Origin of the sequence: Propionicimonas sp., from assembly GCF_034927565.1 — a bacterium.
GTDB lineage: Bacteria > Actinomycetota > Actinomycetes > Propionibacteriales > Propionibacteriaceae > Propionicimonas.
The window spans coordinates 1-18,131 of the sequence record NZ_JAYFPT010000063.1 but is presented as its reverse complement, the minus strand read 5'-3'; the positions used below and the strand labels follow the sequence as shown (position 1 = coordinate 18,131).

The window sequence follows — 18,131 nt, the reverse complement described above, 5'->3', positions numbered from 1 at the left end:
GGTGCGCAGCACCTGGTCGCGGAAGGTTGCCGACTGCACAGTCTTCTCCAGCCAGGACTTCTGCTGCCGTCCGGCTGGGGCATGCCGCTCGGCCCGGGCCCGGGCGGCGGTCTCCTGCTGCTGCCGGGCGGCCTGCTCGCGCTGCTGCTTGTCCCAGGCCTTGCTCTCGGCCTCGTGCTGGGCGGCCTCGATGCCGGCCTGCAGCTTGGCTGCCAGGAGCTCGTAGGCCGACTCCCGGTCGATCTGGGTGCCGTACTTCGCCATCATCGGCGACCGGGCCACGCCGTCGGTCATCCACGCGGCGGGCATCGGATCCATGGAAGCCTCGGGCGCGCGCATCCGGGTCCACGCCACCGGGGTCGGGGCGCCGTCCGGGTTGAGGACGGTGACCACCGCCTCGCCGATGCCGAGCGACTGCAGCAGCTCGCCGAGGTTGTAGTCGGAGAACGGGTAGGTGGACACGGTCGCCTTGAGCGCCTTGGCGTCATTCGGGGTGTGCGCCCGCAACTGGTGTTGCACCCGCGAGCCGAGCTGGGCCAGGACGTCCTCGGGCACGTCCTTGGGAGTCTGGGTGACGAAGAACACCCCCACGCCCTTGCTCCGGACCAGCCGGACGGTCTGGGCAACCGCGTCCAGGAAGGCCTTGGACGCGTCGTCGAACAGCAGATGCGCCTCGTCGAAGAAGAAGACCAGCTTCGGCTTGTCCAGATCGCCAACCTCCGGGAGGTCGTGGAACAGGTCGGCCAGCAGCCACATCAGGAAGGTCGAGAAGACCGCCGGACGATCCTGCAGGTTCGGAAGTTCGAGCAGCGAGACCACCCCGCGTCCGTCCGGCAGGACACGGAGCAGGTCGGCAGTGTCGAACTCCGGTTCGCCGAAGAACGCGCCGGCGCCCTGGGCCTCCAGGGCCAGGATGTTGCGCAGGATCACCCCGACCGTGGTCGAGGACACCCCGCCGATCGACTTCAGTTCGGCCTTGCCCTGCTCGGAGGTCAGGTAGTTGAGGGTGGCGCGCAGGTCCTCCAGGTCGAGCAGGGCCAGGCCGTTGCTGTCGGCGTAGTGGAAGACCAGGCCGAGGGTGGATTCCTGGGTCTGGTTCAGGCCCAGCACCTTGCTCAGCAGCAGCGGCCCGAAGCTCGAGACCGTCGCCCGCAGCGGGATGCCGGTGCCTACCCCGCCGAGCGCGTAGAACTCGGTCGGGGCGGCGTGCGGCTGCCAGTCCTGGCCGATTTTCTGGGTGCGGACCAGCAGCTTGTCGTTGGGCTGGCCCGGCAGGGCGATCCCGGAGAGGTCACCCTTGATGTCGGCGGCGAAGACCGCCACCCCGGCTGCGGAAAGCTGTTCGGCGATCACCTGCAGGGTCCTGGTCTTCCCGGTGCCGGTGGCGCCGGCGATCAGCCCGTGCCGGTTGAACATCGACAGCGCGAGCCGCACCGTCGCGTCCGGGACGGGCTCACCGTCCGCCATCAGCACGCCGAGGTCGATCGAGGGCGTGTCGAAGGTGTAGCCGTCGATCACCTTCCGGGTCCAGTCAGAGTGGGCGGGCACCGGGGCAGCGTTGCCGTCCGGGCCCGGTGCGGTGGCGGCAGGCCCGGCCTGTTCGGCGGGCGGCTTGGCTGCGGGCTGGACGGACGGCTGCTGCCACGGCTGCTGCGTCATGCCGGAAGCCTGCCACACCCGGTTCCCCCCGTGCACCCGTCGGACCGGCAAGGCGTCACCGATGCCCCGGTCGCAGAGCCGGGTTCTCCCCGTGAACCCGTCGGACCGGCACCATCCCTCACCCACGAACTGATCATCGCTGGCCGAACCCGCCCCGACCACGCCACAGCACGCTGGCCGGCGGCTTCAACCGGTTCAGCCGGCGGTCGTGGCCCGCTCGGCACCCACCGGTAGCAGCTGTCTGGCGAAGCGCAGGATCGAGTCCATGGTGAGGGCCAGATCCTGCCGGGCGCGAACGCGCGCCTGAGCGAACGGGATGGCCAGGTTGTTGATGCTGAACACCGCGCTCACCCCCTCGTCGTAGGCGCCCTCGAAGCCGTCCCCGATATCGCCAACCACCGCGACCACCGGGACCCCCCGGGGTTTGGCGCGCCGGGCCACCCCGACCACCACCTTGCCGGACAGCGACTGGGAGTCGATCTTCCCCTCGCCGGTGAACACCATCGACGCGTCCGACACCACCTGGTCGAAATCCACCGCATCCAGCACCACGTCGATCCCCTGGCGCAGGCTCGCGCCGAAGAACGCCATCAGCCCGCCGGCCAGCCCGCCGGCAGCTCCCGCGCCGGGGACCTCGGCCAGGTCCACTCCCAGGTCACGCACGATCGCAGTCGACCCGGCCCGCAGCTGGTCGTCCAGCAGCCGCACCAGGTCGGGGGACGCACCCTTCTGCGGGCCGAACACCGCAGCCGCGCCGCGCTCGCCGTAGAGCGGGTTGTCGATGTCGCACATGACGGTGACCGTGCAGTCACGCAGCTCGGGCGCGAGCGTCGAGATATCGATCCGGGCGATCCGGTCCAGCGAGCCGCCCGTGGGCATGAAGCGCTCGCCGGCGGCGTCGAAGAAGCCGATGCCGGCGGCCGCGGCGGCGCCGGTTCCGAGGTCATTGGTCGCGCTGCCACCGGCTCCCACGATCAGGTGCCGGGCGCCTGCGCGGGCGGCGGTCAGCATCAACTCGCCGACGCCGTGGGTGGTGGTGCGCTCTGGCGCCTGGCGTCCTTCGACGAGGGGCAGTCCGGCGGTCGCGGCCATCTCGATCACCGCCGTCTGCTCGTCCAGCCGGCCGTAGAAGGCGGCGACCGGTTCGCCGGGGAAAGGCCCGTTCACCTCCACGGTGACCTTCTCTCCGCCGACCGCGGTCAGGAAGGCATCCACGCTGCCTTCGCCGCCGTCGGCCACCGGCAGCGCCACGATCTCCGCGTCGGGGTAGTGGGTGTGGACGGCGTCCGCCATGATCTGGCAGATCTCGGCCGAACTCATCGTCCCCTTGAATGAGTCGGGGATCAGGATCACCTTCCGCACGGCACCTCCGATCAGCGTTGCCAGCGAATCTATCCAAGTTGGACGCCCGTGGGCGCACCAACGATCGACAACGGAGAACATATCGGCCACCGGAGGGGCCGTGCGGGCCGCCTCGCGGCCCAATCCGGCGAACTGGCGCCGGATTTGTTCCGTCCCCGGCGCGGCTGGACGAGATCGGCGTAGGCCCGGCTGCGGCAGGGGTAGGCTTGCCAACAGACAGGGGAGCGCCGCAGGGGCGCTGAGAGTGCGGAAACGCAGACCCTCGAACCTGATCCGGCTAGCACCGGCGTAGGGAGTCGGGATTCTCCCCGGCCGCGGGCCGGGCCCTCCGCTTCGTTGGAGGAAACAATGATCAGACCACTGGCGGCGCTCGCAGGCGCCCTGGCCGTGCTGTTGACCGGGTGCGCGGGGGTGAGCGGCGAGGTCACCCAGCCGCCCGACCCGGGGTCGAGCCAGTCTGCCCCGGCCACCGAGAGCACGACGCTCACCGTCCTCACCCATGACAGCTTCTCCCTGCCGGAGGAGACCCTGGCGGCCTTCGAGAAGGCCAGCGGCTACAAGGTCAGCTATGTCCAGCCCGGGGACGGCGGCACCCTGGTCAACCAACTGATTCTCACCAAGGACGCCCCACTGGGTGATGTCGTCTTCGGTATCGACAACACCTTCGCCGGCCGGGCGATCGATGCCGGAGTGCTGGCGTCCTACACCTCGCCGGCGCTGCCGGACGGCGCCGCCGACCTGGCCACCGACGGCAAGGGCTTCCTCACCCCGATCGACTACGGCGATGTCTGCCTGAACGCCGACCTGGGCTGGTTCCAGGCCAAGGGCCTGGCCGTCCCGCAGACCCTGGACGACCTGGTCAAACCGGAGTACGCCGACCTGCTGGTGGTGCCGAACCCGGCGTCCTCCACGCCAGGCCTGGCCTTCCTGATCGCCACTGTCGCCGCCAAGGGCGACGGCTACCTCGACTACTGGAAACAGCTCAAGGCGAACGGGCTGAAGGTCGTCCCCGGCTGGACGGAGGCCTACACCGTCGAGTTCTCCGGCTCGGCCGGCAAGGGACCGCGTCCGCTGGTGCTGTCGTATGCCAGCTCGCCCGCCTCCGAACTCGGCGAGGACGGCCAGCCGCGCACCGCGAACCTGCCGCAGACCTGCCTGCGCCAGGTCGAGTACGCCGGCGTGCTGGCCGGCGCGCAGAACGAGGTCGGCGCCCGGAAGTTCGTCGACTGGCTGCTCAGCCCCCAGGTGCAGGCCCAGATCCCGCCGAATATGTGGATGTACCCGGCCGATCCTGCCATCGCGCTGCCCGAGGACTGGGCGAAGTTCGGCACCGCGGTGGACCAGCCCTGGTACGTCCCGGCCGAGACCATCGCGGCGCAGCGGGACAGCTGGATCCGCGACTGGACCACCACCGTCATCGGCTGAGCAGTTCTGATGGCGTCCTCGACCTGCAGAAACCGGGTGATTCCGGTGGGTCGCGTGGATTATCCACGCGCGTGGCCTCTGCTGCCCGGTTTCTGCTCGGGACGAGGTGCAGGGTGACCGAATCTGTGGCGCGCCGGCCGCGCGGGCTGGGCGGATCGCCCTGGGTGTGGGGGCTGGCAGCGGCCCTGCCGCTTGGCTTCCTGGCGGTCTTCTTCGCCTGGCCGGTGGCCGCGCTGGTCGCGCGCGGGTTCCTGGACGACACCGGCGCGTTCAGTCTGACCGGGGTGCAGAGTGTGCTGGCGTCCCCGCGAACCTGGCGGATTCTCGGCCAGACTCTCGCCCAGGCCACCGTGGCGACGTCGGTGGCGGTGCTGCTGGGCGTACCCGGCGCCTTCCTGCTCTACCGCCGCCGCTTCCCCGGACGGCGGCTGCTGCGCGCACTGGTGGCCGTCCCGTTCGTGCTGCCGACGGTCGTGGTCGGGGTGGCATTCAGTTCGCTGCTGGCGCCGACCGGTCTGCTGGGCTGGCTGGGGCTGCAGGAGTCGTTCGCCGGGATCGTCGCCGCGCTGGTCTTCTTCAACTACTCGGTGGTGGTCCGGACGGTGGGCACGCTCTGGGCGCGGCTCGACCCCCGCGCCGAGGACGCTGCCCGGACGCTGGGCGCCCCCGGCTGGCGGGTGTTCGCCACGGTCACGCTGCCCGCGTTGGCACCGGCGATCGCCTCGGGGGCTGCGCTGACCTTCCTGTTCTGCGCGACCGCGTTCGGGGTGGTACTGGTGATGGGCGGGGTCTGGTGGGGCACCATCGAGACCGAGATCTGGTACCAGACCACCCAGCTGCTCGACCTGCCGGCGGCCGCTGCGTTGTCGATCCTGCAACTGATCGTGGTGACCGCGTCCCTGCTGGTCGCCAACCGGGCCAGGGCAGGCTCGGAGCGGGCGCTGCGACTGCTCGGGCACCCGGTCGACACCCCGTTGCGCCGGGCCGACTGGCCGGTCGTCGTGGTGACCGCGGTGGTCGTGCTGGGGCTGCTGGCGACCCCGATTGCCGGGCTGGTGGTGCGGTCGTTCGCCACCGCCGACGGCTTCGGGCTGGACAACTACGCCGCCCTGGTCGGCCAGGCCCAGGGGACGACGGTCAGCGTCTGGCAGGCACTGTGGAACTCGCTGGAGATCGCGGCGGCCGCCTCGGCGCTGGCCATCGCGCTCGGGCTGCTGGTCAGCTACCTGCTGTCGCGGCGCCCGTCCTCACCGGTCGGACGGGGGGTGCTGGCCGTGGCTGACTCGGCCTTCATGCTGCCGCTGGGGGTGTCGGCGGTCACCGTCGGCTTCGGCTTCCTGATCACGCTCAACCGCCCGCCCCTCGACCTGCGCTCGTCGGTGGTGCTGATCCCGATAGCGCAGGCGCTGGTCGCGCTGCCGCTGGTGGTACGGACGCTGCTGCCCACGCTGCGGGCGATCGATCCACGGCTGCACGAGGCCGCTGCGACGTTGGGCGCCGGACCGCGGCGGATCACGCTGACGATCGACCTGCCGTTCGCGCTGCGCGGGCTGGGGCTGGCGCTCGGCTTCGCCTTCGCCACCTCGCTGGGCGAGTTCGGCGCGACCTCCTTCCTGGCGCGGCCGGACCGTCCGACCCTGCCGGTGGTGATCTACCGGCTGATCTCACGGCCGGGAGCAGAGAATTTCGGGATGGCGATGGCGGCCTCGGTGCTGCTGGCAGCCTTGACCGCCACCGCGATGGCGCTGGCGGAGTGGCTCGGACCCAAGGAGGTGAATCCGTGGTGAGCGGGACGGAGTGCCTGGTGGACGTCGGTTTGCCGGAGCCGACCAGGGGCCAGGGCCTGACGGTCACCGATGCAGTGGTGCGGTACGGCCCGATGACGGCCGTCGACCGGGTCTGCCTGGAGGTCGCTCCCGGCGAGATCGTGGCGCTGCTGGGTGCGTCCGGGTCGGGCAAGTCGTCGCTGTTGCGGGCGGTCGCCGGGCTGGAGCCGCTGGCCGGCGGCTCGGTCAGCTGGGACGGTGAGGACCTGACCGCGGTGCCGGTGCACCGTCGGGGCTTCGTGATGATGTTCCAGGACGGGCAGCTGTTCCCGCACCTGAGCGTGGCCGGCAATGTCGGCTATGCGCTGACCCAGCTCGACCGGGAGGCTCGCGCCGCCCGGGTGGAGGAGTTGCTGGAGCTGGTCGGGCTGGCGGGCTACGGCCCGCGTCCGGTTACCGCGCTGTCCGGCGGCCAGGCGCAGCGGGTGGCGCTGGCCCGGTCGCTGGCACCGCACCCCCGCCTGCTCATGCTGGACGAGCCACTGTCCTCGCTGGATCGTGGTCTGCGCGAGCACCTGGTCGGGGTGCTGGAGAACACCTTGCGTGCCACCGCCACCCCCGGGTTGTACGTCACCCACGACCAGGACGAGGCGTTCGCGATCGCCGACCGGATCGCGGTGCTGGACGGAGGCCGGCTGCTGCAGGTGGCGGCACCAGCGCAGCTGTGGGCACACCCGGCCAGCCGCGAGGTGGCCGAGTTCCTGGGCTACGGGCCCTTTCTCACCCTCGACGAGGCGGCGGCACTCGGCTGGGTAGGCCGCGAGGCGCAGGCCGGCAGGCCGGGCCAGCCGCTGGTCGCGATCGGCCCGGACGGACTCGTCGAGGACCCGGCCGGCACCCCGGTGGCGGTGACGTCGGTCCGTGCCGGGCGCGGCAGCTACGAGGTCGGGGTGCGGCTGCCGAACGGGGCCGACGCCGAACTGCGCAGCTCCGCGCCCCCAGGGCAGACCCTGCCGATCCAGCTGCGGCGGGCGGGTTGCGCGCTGGTCGGGGACTGAGCCCGGTTCGGTGCGGCGTCGGCCGGCCAGGGCGGACGCGCTGCGCTCTCCGCGAGGCGGCCCGGCACGCAGACCCGGCCCCCGGCGCGTCCGCGGCGTTTGACGCGCTGGAGGCCAGGCGGCAGTCTGTGCGCAGGAGCTCGAACTGGAGGCTGACACAGTGCTGGTGGTCTGTCCGAACCCGACCATCGATCGGCAGGTGATCCTGGCCGACCTCGCGCCGGGCACCGTCCTTCGAGCGCGAGAGAACAAGGCCTACCCGGCCGGCAAGTCGGTCTCGGCGGCCCGCGGCTGCCGGGCGAACGGCGCCTCCCCGCAGGTGCACGTGCTGCTGCCCGAGGGCGGGTCGTCGTGGTACCTCGACACGTTGCGCGCCGAGGGCATGAACGTCACCGACCACCTCTATCCCGGCGAGGTGCGGGAGACGATTCTGGTGTACGAGGACTCGGGCCGGGTGACGGTGATCAACGGCACCGGCGCCGAGATCGCCGCCGACCGGTGGTACGAGTTCGTCCGGATGGTTGTCGCCCAGGTGACGCCGGGGGGCTGGGTGATCTGCAGCGGCAGTTTCCCGCCGGGTGTCGGCGAGTCTGAACTGGCAGATTTCGTCGGACGGGTGGCACGGGCCGGCGGCAAGCTCGCGCTCGACACCGGCCCGAACTGGCTGGCCACCGGGATTGCCGCCGGGCCGGCGCTGATCTCACCCAACCTGGCTGAGGCCGAAGCGGTGCTCGCCGGCGATCCTGGCGCGGTCGAACCGACGGACGTGGGCGCGGACGCCCTGGAGCGCGCCGAGGCGGCGGCTGTGGCGCTGCGGGCACGTGGGGTGGAACACGTCACGGTGACCGCGGGGGCTGCCGGGGTCGCCTGGGCCAGCCCGGACGGAACCGGCCGGCTGCCCGGGATCGAGGTCGAGGTGAAGAACCCGATCGGTGCCGGTGACGCCTTTCTGGGCGGCCTGGTTGCCTGGCTGGAGGTCGGCTGGGATTTCCCCGCCGCCGTCCGCTGGGGGATGGCCACCGCCTGCTCGGCCATCTCGCAATGGTCGCCCGGGGCCGCCTCCGCCGAGGACGCGGCCCGCTACCACGCCCGGTTGCATCAGAGCTGAGGCCGGGCGTGGCCGGTGCGCCGGCGACGGTGCGCAAGCAGAAGCCGCAGTGCGGGTCTGCGACCCCGCGCCTGGAGCAGGCGGACGGCGTCCGCGCCGAACAACAGACCACCCTCTCCCCAGCAGAAACCGGGCAATCTGGGTGGGTCGCGTGGATACCCCCGGCGACCCACCGGAATCACCCGGTTTGTGCGGGCCTACGTCTACCCCGGGCCGGGGCGGACTGGGATGCCGTCACGACGACGGGTAAGCTGGCGGCATGCGTACCACATCCGTGACCACCGCCCCGGCCGGGGCGCGTCTCCGGATGCTCTGCTGTTGCTGTTGTTGTCGCTGATCCGACAGCCCGCGCCCGCGCGCTCCTCACCGTGCGCGCCGCGCATCCCACGCAACCAGAGGACTTCCGCATGACCACCACCGTTCCCCGCCCGTCAGCCGAGGCGGCCAGCTCCACCCCGTCGCGCAATGCACACCGCGACCCCACCCACGACGAGATCTGGGCCCGGATTCGTTCCGAGGCCACAGCCGAAGCGGCCGCCGAACCCGCGCTGGCGAGCTTCCTGCACACCGTGATCCTCGGTCACCAGCACCTGGAGGACGCGCTCAGCTTCCTGCTGTCCAGCAAGCTGGAGAGCTCGACGGTCAGCGCCCTCACCCTGCGCGAACTTATCGACCACGCCCTGGCCGACGACCGCTCGATCGGTATCGCCGTCCGGGAGGACCTGCGCGCCGTCCTCTCGCGCGACCCGGCGACGCGTGGCTATTCCCAGCCGCTGCTCTACTTCAAGGGCTTCCACGCCCTGCAGTCGTATCGGATCGCGCACTACTACTGGTTGCAGGGACGCACCGCGATGGCGCTCTACCTGCAGAGCCGGATCTCGGAGGCGTTCGCGGTCGACATCCACCCCGGTGCCCGGATCGGCAAGGGAATCATGTTCGACCACGCCACCTCGGTGGTGATCGGTGAGACCGCCGTGGTCGAGGACGACTTCTCGATGCTGCACGAGGTGACCCTCGGCGGCACCGGCAAGGTCGGCGGCGACCGGCACCCCAAGATCGGACGCGGGGTGATGATCGGCGCCGGCGCCAAGGTGCTGGGCAACATTCGCGTGGGTGAAGGCGCACGGATCGGCGCCGGCAGCGTGGTCCTGGAGGACGTCCCGCCCTACACCACCGTCGCCGGCGTTCCGGCCCGCCCGGTGAGCTACCCCGTCCACGGCCTGCCCGCCGCCGATCTGAACGACCTCGACGATCGCCTCTGACCCCGCTCCGCCCGGGCTGCCGGGGACGGGTCAGCGGGCGAAGCCGAGGACGGTGTCCAGAGTGTCGGCTTCTGCGGCGGTCTTGTCGTCGCGATAGCGGACGACCCGGGCGAACCGCAGCGCGACGCCGCCGGGGTAGCGCGGAGAGCGCTGGATACCGTCGAAGGCAATCTCGACCACCTGCTCGGGACGCACCTGCACCACCCAGCCGTTGTCGTCGGTGGCCAGTGCGGTGAACCGCTCGGTCTGCCAGGCCAGCATCTCGTCGGTCATCCCCTTGAAGGTCTTGCCGAGCATCACGAACCCGCCGGTCGCCGGATCGCGCGCGCCGAGATGGATGTTCGACAGCCAGCCCTTCCGCCGGCCGCTGCCCCGCTCCACCGCCAGGACCACCAGGTCGAGGGTGTGGACGGGCTTCACCTTCACCCAGCCCGCACCGCGCCGTCCGGCCTGGTAGGGCAGGTCGAGCGCTTTGATCACCACCCCCTCGTGTCCTTGGGCGAGGGCGTGATGGGAGAAGTCCTCGGCCTCGGTCACGTCGGCGGTCACCGTCCGTCCCACCCGGAGTTCGCCCGGCACCAGCCCGGCCAGCCGCTCGTAACGGACGGCGGTGGGGGAATCGACCAGATCCTCGCCGTCCACGGCGAGCAGGTCGAAGAAGAACGGGCTCAGCGCTGCCGGGGGATCGGTGCCGGGATCGGCCTGCTTGCTGTGCGTTGCCGCGCGCGAGGAACTCTCCTGGAAGAGCCGGGGGCGTCCGTCCGCACCGATCACGAGCGCCTCGCCGTCCAGCACACAGCTGTCGCAGGGCAGGGCCGCTACCTGCGCTGCCACCTCGGGCAGCCGGACGGTGATGTCGTCCAGGCTGCGGGAGTAGATGGCCACCCGGCTGCCGCTTTTGTGGGCCTGGATGCGGATGCCGTCCAGCTTGGTCTCAACTGCCACCGGGGTGCTGGGGCCGAGCCGTTCCAGCGCCGCGGCGACGCTGGACGCGCTGGAGGCCAGCATTGGCTGGACGGGACGGCCGACCTCCAGCCGGATCTCCGCCAACGCCTCGGCACCGCCGCGGGCAGCCGCCACGGCCGCCGCCGGAGCCGACCCGGCGAACATTGCCGCCCGCCGCACCAGCTCGGCCGGCACGGCGAAGGCCTCGGCGATCGCCTGCAGCAGCACCCCTTCGAGCGCACCCTGCCGGGTCTCGCCGACGATCAGCCCGGCGAGGAAGCGCTGCTCGTTCTCGGTGGCCAACTCCATGAGCTTGGCGAGCCCCGCCTGGCGGGCCAGCTGCGAGCCGGCGCCTTCGAGCCGGGAGAGCTGCTCGAGCCGGCCGTCCACCTCGGTGAGGGTGAGGGACGGCGCTCCGGCCGGGGTGAAGCCTCGCAGTGAGCGCCAGCCGATGCCGGTGCGGCGCTGCCGCAGCCGCCCGGCGAGGAAATGGGCCAGGATGTCGACCTCGGCCGGATCGGCACCGGCCAGCAGCCCAGCCAGGATCGCGATCTTGGCCTTGCGGGCGCTCGTCGCCGCGACCTGCGCGCTGGCTGCCACCACCTGCGAGAACAGCATGGCTCCTTCCTACCCCGAGCCACCGACAACGCGGAAGCCCTCCGGCCGAATCACGGCAGGGGCAGCTCGCGCGCGGGGTGAATAGCGTAGTCAGCCATGTAGTCGAAGACTTCCCGCAGCGCTATCCGGTCAGGATCGTGGTAGTAGCCGCGTTGGGCGGACGGGAACTCGTCCCAGTCGCCGTCGAAGCCGAAAGCCCAGGTGAACAGGTCCTTCTCCCGGTCGGCCACCGCGAACAGGCACGGGAAGCCGTACTGCGCGCGGACGGGGACGATCCGTCGCCAGATCGCCAGGAACTCGTCCCAGGAACCGGTGATCGCGTACCGGCGCATGATGACGGTCCGGGCAGGGACGCCTGGCCCGGACAGCTGCTCCACCTCCACCGGACGCAGGGTGACGTTGCGGAACACGTGCGGTGCCGTGTGCGCGGCCAGCTCGGCGGACGCCGGATCGGTCATGAGGGCGGCGAGCGCGGCGGTGTGATCCGGATGGGAGTAGAGCCAGGTCACCTTCGGCTCGGCGTCGGTCTCGACGAACCCGCGATGAACAGTGAAGCCGTGCCGACGGCGCAGTGTGACCTCGGCCGGCCAGGTCTCCAGCCAGTGGTCGAGATGTCCGGGCTTCACGGTGAACCGGTGCAGCAACATGCCCACGTCTCCGACCGTAGCGCGATCCGCTCGCGTCGCCCGTGAGAACACCGGTGTGATGTCGGCGACGATGGCGGTCCAGCCCGGCAGGCCCGCGAACCACGCAGGAGTCAACGGGCCGGATCGTTGGGCACCGGCGCGAGGGCTGGTGCGGCGTGGAAGACTCGTGGCATGACGGGAATCACAATCCAGGAGGTCGTCCTCGACTGTACGGATCCGGCGGCGCTCGCAGCGTTCTGGGGACGGCTGCTGGAGTGCGGTTGGGGCTCCCTCGACGACAACTGGGCGGTCGTGCATGCGTCCCCGCTGATGGGCTTCCAGAGGGTGCCCGAAGCCAAGTCGTCGCCGAAGAACCGGCTCCACCTCGACATCCAGGTGGACGACATCACCGCCGCGATCGAGCGAGCCGAGGCGCTGGGCGCCCATACTCTGGGCGACCCGAATTTCGGCACCGAGGGAGGCTTCCAGGTGATGCTCGACCCGGAGGACAACGAGTTCTGCCTGGTGTCCGACCCGGCCGGCACCTGGCACAGGGCGCTGCTGGCGAGTATCACGAACCTGCCGTAAGCCGGCCGCGGTCGGACCAACTGGCTGCTCGCCGGTCGGTGCAAACCGGCCTGTCGGGGCATGCCTACACTCAGACAAGGCTCAAGACCGGAGGCGAGCGTGGCCAGGGACGTAGTGATGAAGCGGCGCGGTGAGCGCTGGAGGGGCCGGCGCCACCGGCTGGTGACGGGTGCCGTCGCCCTCACTGCCTGCCTGGGGCTGGCGGCCTGCTCGTCCGCCGATCGGATCGCCACCGGGGCGCAGCCGACAGCGACCGTCCCGGCACCGTCGGCGCAGTCCCGCTCACCGATTGAGCTCACCGAATTGCCTGGCTGGCAGTCGCCGTCCGCGCTCGGCGGCGGGAGCTTCTCCCGTCCCATGGTCGGCGGGACGGGAGACATCAGCTGGACGGTCTACGACCAGCAGAGCCAGCCGCTGGAGTCCTACCAGCCGTCCCGGCAGGTCGCCTGGGGTGCGCCGCAGGAGTACACCGAGGTGCCCGGCGTCCTCACCTTCCGCGGGAACAACGCGCGCACCGCACCCACCTACGGCACCGCCGACATCACCGAGAAGAAGCTGCAGATCGTCTGGACGCACGACATCGGCGCGGTCAGCGCGGACGGCAGCTACTTCCCGGGCGCCGGCTGGACCGGCCAGCCGCTGCTGGTGAACTGGCCGAAGGACACCAAGCAGGCGATGGGACTGGACCCGTCCCAGAGCGACGACCCGAACTTCGTCGAGGTGCTCTACCCGGTTTTCGACGGCCACATCTACCGGCTCGACCTGGCCACCGGCACCCCCACCAAGCCCGCGATCGACGCCGGCTGGGGGTTCAAGGGCACCGGCTCGGTCGACCCGCGCGGCTACCCGCTGCTCTACGCCGGCCAGGGCCTGGACGAGAACGGCGACCGCAAGGGCCCCTGGGAGTACCGGATCTTCGACCTGATCCAGAACAAGCAGGTCGCGAAGATCAGCGGCACTGACGAGGTCTCGCACCGGCAGGACCCGGTCGGCTGGGGCGCCTTCGACTCCTCGGCACTGGTCGACCGGCACTCCGACACCCTGATCGAACCGGGTGAGAACGGGGTGATCTACCAGGCGAAGCTGAACGCGTCCTTCGACCCGGCGGCCAAGCAGGTGAGCGTCGACCCCGAGCTGACCAAGATGACCTACCGGACCCCGGTCAGCCGCCAGTACGGCATTGAGAGCTCGGCAGCGGCCTGGCAGAACCTGATGTACGCCAACGACAACGACGGCAACCTGGTCTGCTGGGACGCCACCACCCTGCAGGTGGTCTGGGCACACAACTTCAACGACAACGCCGACTCCACCCCGGTGCTGGCCGACGAGGGCGGGCACCCCTACCTCTACACCGGCAACTCGGTCGGCTGGCGCGGTGCTGACCGACGCGACCAGGTGACCAACCTGCGCAAGGTGGACGGGTTGACCGGCCAGGTGGTCTGGCAGTACGACCTGCCCGCCTACTACGACTTCGCGGTCAAGGGCGGGCTGGTCTCCACGCCACTGCTGGGCCAGGGCGAGCAGTCGGGGCTGATCATCTTCAACGTCGCCAAGACGACAGCGCCGTCCGAGGGCACCCTGGTCGCGCTCGACCGGACGTCCGGGGCGGTGGTCTGGTCGCGCAACCTGGCGCACTACTCGTGGAGTTCCCCGGTGATGATCCACGGCAGCGACGGCCACGAGTACGGCGTCTTCGGTGACTCCGCCGGTCTGTTGCACCTGTTCGACCCGGCCAGCGGTGCCGACTATGCAACGGTGTCGCTGGGCCGGAACGTCGAGGCGTCGGTGGCGGCCTACGACAACATGCTGGTGGTCGCCTCGTACGACCAGAAGATCTTCGGGATCAAGGTGAGCTGACATGGGCATGATCCTGGCGATGGTGGTTGCGCTCGTGGCGAGCGCCGGGGCCGCGCTGCTGGTGCGGGCGCTGCCCGGCTGGCGGGAGCGGATCGGACGGGGTGGCCCGGTCTGGTTGGGGCTCGCCCTGGCGCTGCTGGTGCTCGGGCTGACCGGTGAGGCACCCAAGCTGGCGCTGATCCTGCTGGGGGCGGCGCTGGTGGCCGGGCTGGTCGAGACCCTGCTGGTGCTGGCCGGGGCGCCCTGGGCGCTCCGGCTGGTGGGGCAGGGGCTGGTGATCGTGGCCACCCTGGGGGTCGAGTACCTGCGGGGTGACCTGTTCGCGAGCACCGCCGCGATCGGCGTGGCTGGCGGAGTGGTGGTGTTCAACGTTGTCGCGTTCGCGACCCGGGGTGCCCAGCTGTCCGGGGCCGGTCGGACGCCCGCACTGCTGGCCGTTGCGGGCGCTCTCTCTCTATTTGCGATCGCCTGGGGCATCCCGAACCCGGGCCTGGCCACCGTGGTGCTGGTGGTCGCGGCGGCGGTACTCCCGCTCGCGGTGCTGCCCGCCGTCCGGCCTGAGGCGGACCAGGCGCTGGGCCCGGTGCTGGCCGCCGTCGCCTGGGCAACTGGGTTGTACGCCTGGCTGGCCAACGCCTCCCCGGCGATGGTGCTGGCCCCGCTGGCGATCGTCGGGCTGGACGTGGTGTGGACGCTCGTCCGACGGCTGCTGACCCGCGCCGGACGGGAGCGGCTGGCGTCCACCGGTGGCTGGTGGCGACGGCTCAACGCCTGGGCCGAGCCCGCCGATGATCTGGTCGGGCAGCGGGCTGCCGCTGCCACCTCGGTGCCGGCGGCGGTGGGCTGGCTGGCTGGCTTCACCGTGGTCGCGCTGGGGTTGAGCATCGTCACCTGGCTGCTCGGGACGAGGTGGACGTTTGCTGCCGCCCTCCTGCTGCTGCTCGGGTTGGGCTGGCTGCTGCTCCAGCTGGCGTCTATCGGCTTGCGGCGTGCGGAACTGGTGGCGTGGTTGGTCGGGCTGACTGTCGTCGGCGGCATCCTCGGCGTGGGTGGCCACCTGATCGATGGCCGGTGGCTGATCGTCCTGCTGCCGCTGGTGGTGGTGGCCGGGGTGTGGCTGGCAGCGATCCCGCGGCTACGCGCCCGCCGTGGCTGAGCTGCCCGGGAAGACACTGCAGAAGAGGGTGTCGAGGTAGCAGCGGGTCGGTCGGCTGCGACTGCGATCGTGGGCGTCCGTCGCAGCTGGTGGCGTTGTCGCGACTCTGCCTGTGCACGGTCTCGGGCCGGGCTAGCATGCCATCAGCCGTACTCTTCGACCAGCGGTCTGGCCAGACAGGGGCGGCGCTGACCGCAGATGTGTGCAGCGATCGACACGAGGGGGTGCACATGGCAGCAGCGGTTCCTGCGGGTTGGTACCCCCAGCAGGACGGAACCCAGCGTTATTGGGACGGCGCTGGATGGACCGACCATGTCGCACCGGCGATGCCCGCGCCCCGTGCCGCGCAGCTGCCAGTGCGTGCGTCAGCGCAGCCAGGAGTTGCTGGTGAGGTTCCTGCCGTCCGTCCTCACCCTGGATACGAGCCGCCGTTCAACCGTGATGACCCACGGTGGGAGCGGCCTGGCTATGGGCAGCAGGTGGCGGCGGCCCCGGCCGGTCAGGTGCAGGGCCGCTGGGCTCCCGATCCGTTCGGTCGCTATGAGCTTCGCTGGTGGGACGGGCGCGGCTGGACTCAACTTGTCGTCTCGCAGGGACGCCAGGGCGTCGACCCGCCTGTTCCCAGCTCGCCGGTGAACCCGAAGGTCCAGCAACAGGTTCGCGCGTTGGGGTTGCAGGCCCCGAGCGCGGCAGCCCGCGTCGGGCCGCTGTTCTCCGAGCCGATTCTGGTGGTCAACCAGAAGGCGAAGCTCTTCGAAGTCAAGGCGGAGTATGCCGTGTTCGACCAGCACGGCCGGCAGATCGGGGCGGTCAGGCAGACCGGCGAGAACATCGTCCGCAAGGCACTGGCGGTGTTGCCCGAGGAGAACCGTACCCGCAAGCTCGACGTCGTCGACCTGAGCGGCCGGGTGATGCTGAAGCTGGTCCGTCCGGCGAAGGTGGTCAAATCCACGGTCACGGTCTCGGGAGGTGACGGAGTTCTGATCGGGCAGATCGTGCAGGAGAACACCCGTGCTTTCGGTGGTCTGGTGCGAGGGGCAGTTGGCCTGATCGACCAGTTCTCGCCGGTGAACCTCGAGAACAAACTCGGTCGCCAGGGCTATGTTCGCTTCAGCCTCGTGGCCGGTGGCGAAACGCTTGGTTCGATCCAGTTGGAGGACCCGGAAGAATGGGACTTCCGGATCCAGGACCCGGCCGGCGTCGAGATCGCCCGGATCACCCGGACGTGGGCAGGACTGGTCAGGGAGACGTTCACCAAGGCCGACAACTATGTTGTGCAGATTCACCGCCCGCTGGGGGAGCCGTTGAGGTCGCTTGTGGTTGCTGCGACGCTGGCGGTCGACACGGTGTTCAGGCAGGACGACGCTTAGCAACTGCTCGCCGGGTGGGAAGGCCGCAGGCGACCTGCCCCGCAACAACCTGAGCCACCCCGAGCACATCACTGCCCGGCCTCGGCCACGGTACCCTCGGCCGGATTCGAACCGGCAACGCACCGGGTCTGAGCCGGCGTCCTCTTCCAGTTGGGATACGAAGGCGTGGGGTCCGCAGCAGGAGTCGAACTCCCGGCCCGCGGAGCAAGAGCCCTGCTGCACAGCTACCGGGGTCGGAAGCTTGTCGCTGTGGCGTCCGGACGGTGCCGGGGCAAACCAGCACCGCCCGGACCCGCCGGGCCCGCCAGGTCAGAACCCGCGGGAGAACTCGTTCACGAGCTGCGGGACGTCGCTGGAGAACCCGGCGATGTCGAGCATGCCCGCGTCCGAGGGATCGGCGATCGTGAACCGCGTCGGCGTCAGCGCGAGCACCACGAGCTTGGCCGGGATACCGGTCCGCTCGCGGTACTGCTGCAGCGCCTGGTGCGGGTGGATGTCGCCGTACCACGTCTCGTTGTCGGTGATGACGACGAACGTGTCGACCTTCAGCCCCCGGCGGAGGGCCTCGGTCATCGGCAGTGCGCAGTCGGTGGCGCCGAACGGCAGGTCGGAGACCTTGTGTACGACGTCGTCGAGCCGTTGCCGGGGCGAGATTCCGAGGTTCGTGAACGCCGTGGCGCCCCCGTAACCCCAGCCCCACGCCCGTCCGGTGGCCGTGGCGGTGAAGCCGTAGATCTCGGCCTTCGGCTCTGTTGCCTTGATCACCAGGGACAGCGCGGCACCGACCTCGCGGGCGGTGATCGCCGAGGTGCGGTCCACCAGCGACCCCATCGACCCGGAGACGTCCAGGCCGATGAGAGTACGCCTGCCGGCCGGCTCGACGACCGCGAACGCCCGGTAGAAGGCCGCATCCAGGGCGTCGACGATGGCCGTCGCCGGCTCCCAGACCGAGCCCCTGCCCCGGCCCGCCGCATAGGTGCGGAGAGCGACGAGCAGGTTCACCGGGTGGACGCGCGCCTTCCGCAGCCGCTCCGGATCGGTGAGCTGCGCCGCGATCTCCGCAGTGCGGCCTTGATCCAGCGCGCCGACCAGGCCGAGCCGGGTGAGCCGCGGCAGCTGCCGCAGCAGCGCCGTCTGCGGGATCCCGACGTCGAGCAGGGCGTGCCAGGTGGCTGCCCGGCCGAGGGCCTCGTCGGGGAGCATGTCCCAGGTGAGGCGGTACTCGCGGACCAGCGCCGGGACGTCCGCCGCGGCGTCCTGCGCCCTGAGGTAGCCCTCGACGATCCGCGGCAGGCCGGCCGCCTCGCGTCCGACGATCCAGTCGAACAGGG

At 70.8% G+C, this 18,131-nt stretch carries 14 protein-coding genes, 1 tRNA gene, 1 pseudogene and 1 riboswitch; of the genes and pseudogenes, 10 read left to right on the top strand and 6 right to left on the bottom strand.

Annotated elements, in window-relative coordinates; translation table 11 throughout:
- Both VB080_RS12025 and VB080_RS12020 read right to left on the bottom strand, forming a co-directional pair.
- On the bottom strand, positions 1-1,659 hold a 1,659-nt coding region (locus VB080_RS12025), incomplete at its 3' end, for a helicase HerA-like domain-containing protein (RefSeq protein WP_323418694.1).
- A 195-nt stretch (positions 1,660-1,854) separates the two neighbouring features.
- Positions 1,855-3,021, bottom strand: coding sequence for a glycerate kinase (locus tag VB080_RS12020; RefSeq protein WP_323418693.1), 1,167 nt, complete (start codon positions 3,019-3,021; stop codon positions 1,855-1,857).
- 208 nt (positions 3,022-3,229) lie between these two features.
- Positions 3,230-3,333: riboswitch (TPP riboswitch) on the top strand.
- Between the two features lie 36 nt (positions 3,334-3,369).
- On the opposite strand from VB080_RS12020, the gene VB080_RS12015 reads away from it, so the two are divergent.
- The 5 genes from VB080_RS12015 to cysE all read left to right on the top strand — a co-directional run bounded on the left by VB080_RS12015 (position 3,370) and on the right by cysE (position 9,640).
- The gene (locus VB080_RS12015) at positions 3,370-4,446 is read left to right on the top strand and encodes a thiamine ABC transporter substrate-binding protein (RefSeq protein WP_323418692.1); all 1,077 of its coding nucleotides are present in this window, start codon (positions 3,370-3,372) and stop codon (positions 4,444-4,446) included.
- 113 nt (positions 4,447-4,559) lie between these two features.
- Positions 4,560-6,233 (top strand): iron ABC transporter permease, encoded by a 1,674-nt coding sequence (locus VB080_RS12010; RefSeq protein ID WP_323418691.1) that lies wholly within the window; start codon positions 4,560-4,562, stop codon positions 6,231-6,233.
- Positions 6,230-7,270, top strand: coding sequence for an ABC transporter ATP-binding protein (locus VB080_RS12005; RefSeq protein WP_323418690.1), 1,041 nt, complete (start codon positions 6,230-6,232; stop codon positions 7,268-7,270). The genes VB080_RS12010 and VB080_RS12005 overlap by 4 nt, the downstream gene beginning before the upstream one ends.
- A gap of 160 nt (positions 7,271-7,430) precedes the next feature.
- Positions 7,431-8,378, top strand: coding sequence for a 1-phosphofructokinase family hexose kinase (locus VB080_RS12000; protein ID WP_323418689.1), 948 nt, complete (start codon positions 7,431-7,433; stop codon positions 8,376-8,378).
- 407 nt (positions 8,379-8,785) lie between these two features.
- Positions 8,786-9,640, top strand: coding sequence for a serine O-acetyltransferase (cysE, locus tag VB080_RS11995; protein ID WP_323418688.1), 855 nt, complete (start codon positions 8,786-8,788; stop codon positions 9,638-9,640).
- A gap of 30 nt (positions 9,641-9,670) precedes the next feature.
- Here cysE and VB080_RS11990 read toward each other — a convergent pair whose 3' ends face one another.
- On the bottom strand, positions 9,671-11,203 hold the full coding sequence (locus tag VB080_RS11990) for an ATP-dependent DNA ligase (protein WP_323418687.1): 1,533 nt from the start codon (positions 11,201-11,203) through the stop codon (positions 9,671-9,673).
- Between the two features lie 50 nt (positions 11,204-11,253).
- Positions 11,254-11,856, bottom strand: a complete 603-nt coding sequence (locus tag VB080_RS11985) for a hypothetical protein (RefSeq protein WP_323418686.1) — start codon at positions 11,854-11,856, stop codon at positions 11,254-11,256.
- Between the two features lie 165 nt (positions 11,857-12,021).
- Here VB080_RS11985 and VB080_RS11980 point away from each other — a divergent pair, with 165 nt between their 5' ends.
- The 5 genes and pseudogenes from VB080_RS11980 (at position 12,022) to VB080_RS11965 (ending at position 16,800) form a co-directional block, all read left to right on the top strand.
- Complete coding sequence (locus VB080_RS11980) at positions 12,022-12,417, top strand: VOC family protein (RefSeq protein WP_323418685.1); 396 nt, start codon at positions 12,022-12,024, stop codon at positions 12,415-12,417.
- 117 nt (positions 12,418-12,534) lie between these two features.
- Positions 12,535-14,274: a PQQ-binding-like beta-propeller repeat protein gene (locus tag VB080_RS11975; protein WP_323418684.1), complete on the top strand. Its 1,740-nt coding sequence runs from the start codon at positions 12,535-12,537 to the stop codon at positions 14,272-14,274.
- A 1-nt stretch (position 14,275) separates the two neighbouring features.
- Complete coding sequence (locus tag VB080_RS11970) at positions 14,276-15,430, top strand: hypothetical protein (protein ID WP_323418683.1); 1,155 nt, start codon at positions 14,276-14,278, stop codon at positions 15,428-15,430.
- 137 nt (positions 15,431-15,567) lie between these two features.
- Positions 15,568-15,759 (top strand): annotated as a pseudogene (locus VB080_RS16070) (DUF2510 domain-containing protein); the annotation flags it as partial.
- 150 nt (positions 15,760-15,909) lie between these two features.
- Positions 15,910-16,800, top strand: coding sequence for a phospholipid scramblase-related protein (locus tag VB080_RS11965; protein ID WP_323418682.1), 891 nt, complete (start codon positions 15,910-15,912; stop codon positions 16,798-16,800).
- A 91-nt stretch (positions 16,801-16,891) separates the two neighbouring features.
- Here VB080_RS11965 and VB080_RS11960 read toward each other — a convergent pair.
- A tRNA-Leu gene (locus tag VB080_RS11960) sits at positions 16,892-16,965 on the bottom strand.
- 144 nt (positions 16,966-17,109) lie between these two features.
- A partial coding sequence (locus tag VB080_RS11955; RefSeq protein ID WP_323418681.1) for a TROVE domain-containing protein occupies positions 17,110-18,131 on the bottom strand: 1,022 nt, incomplete at its 5' end.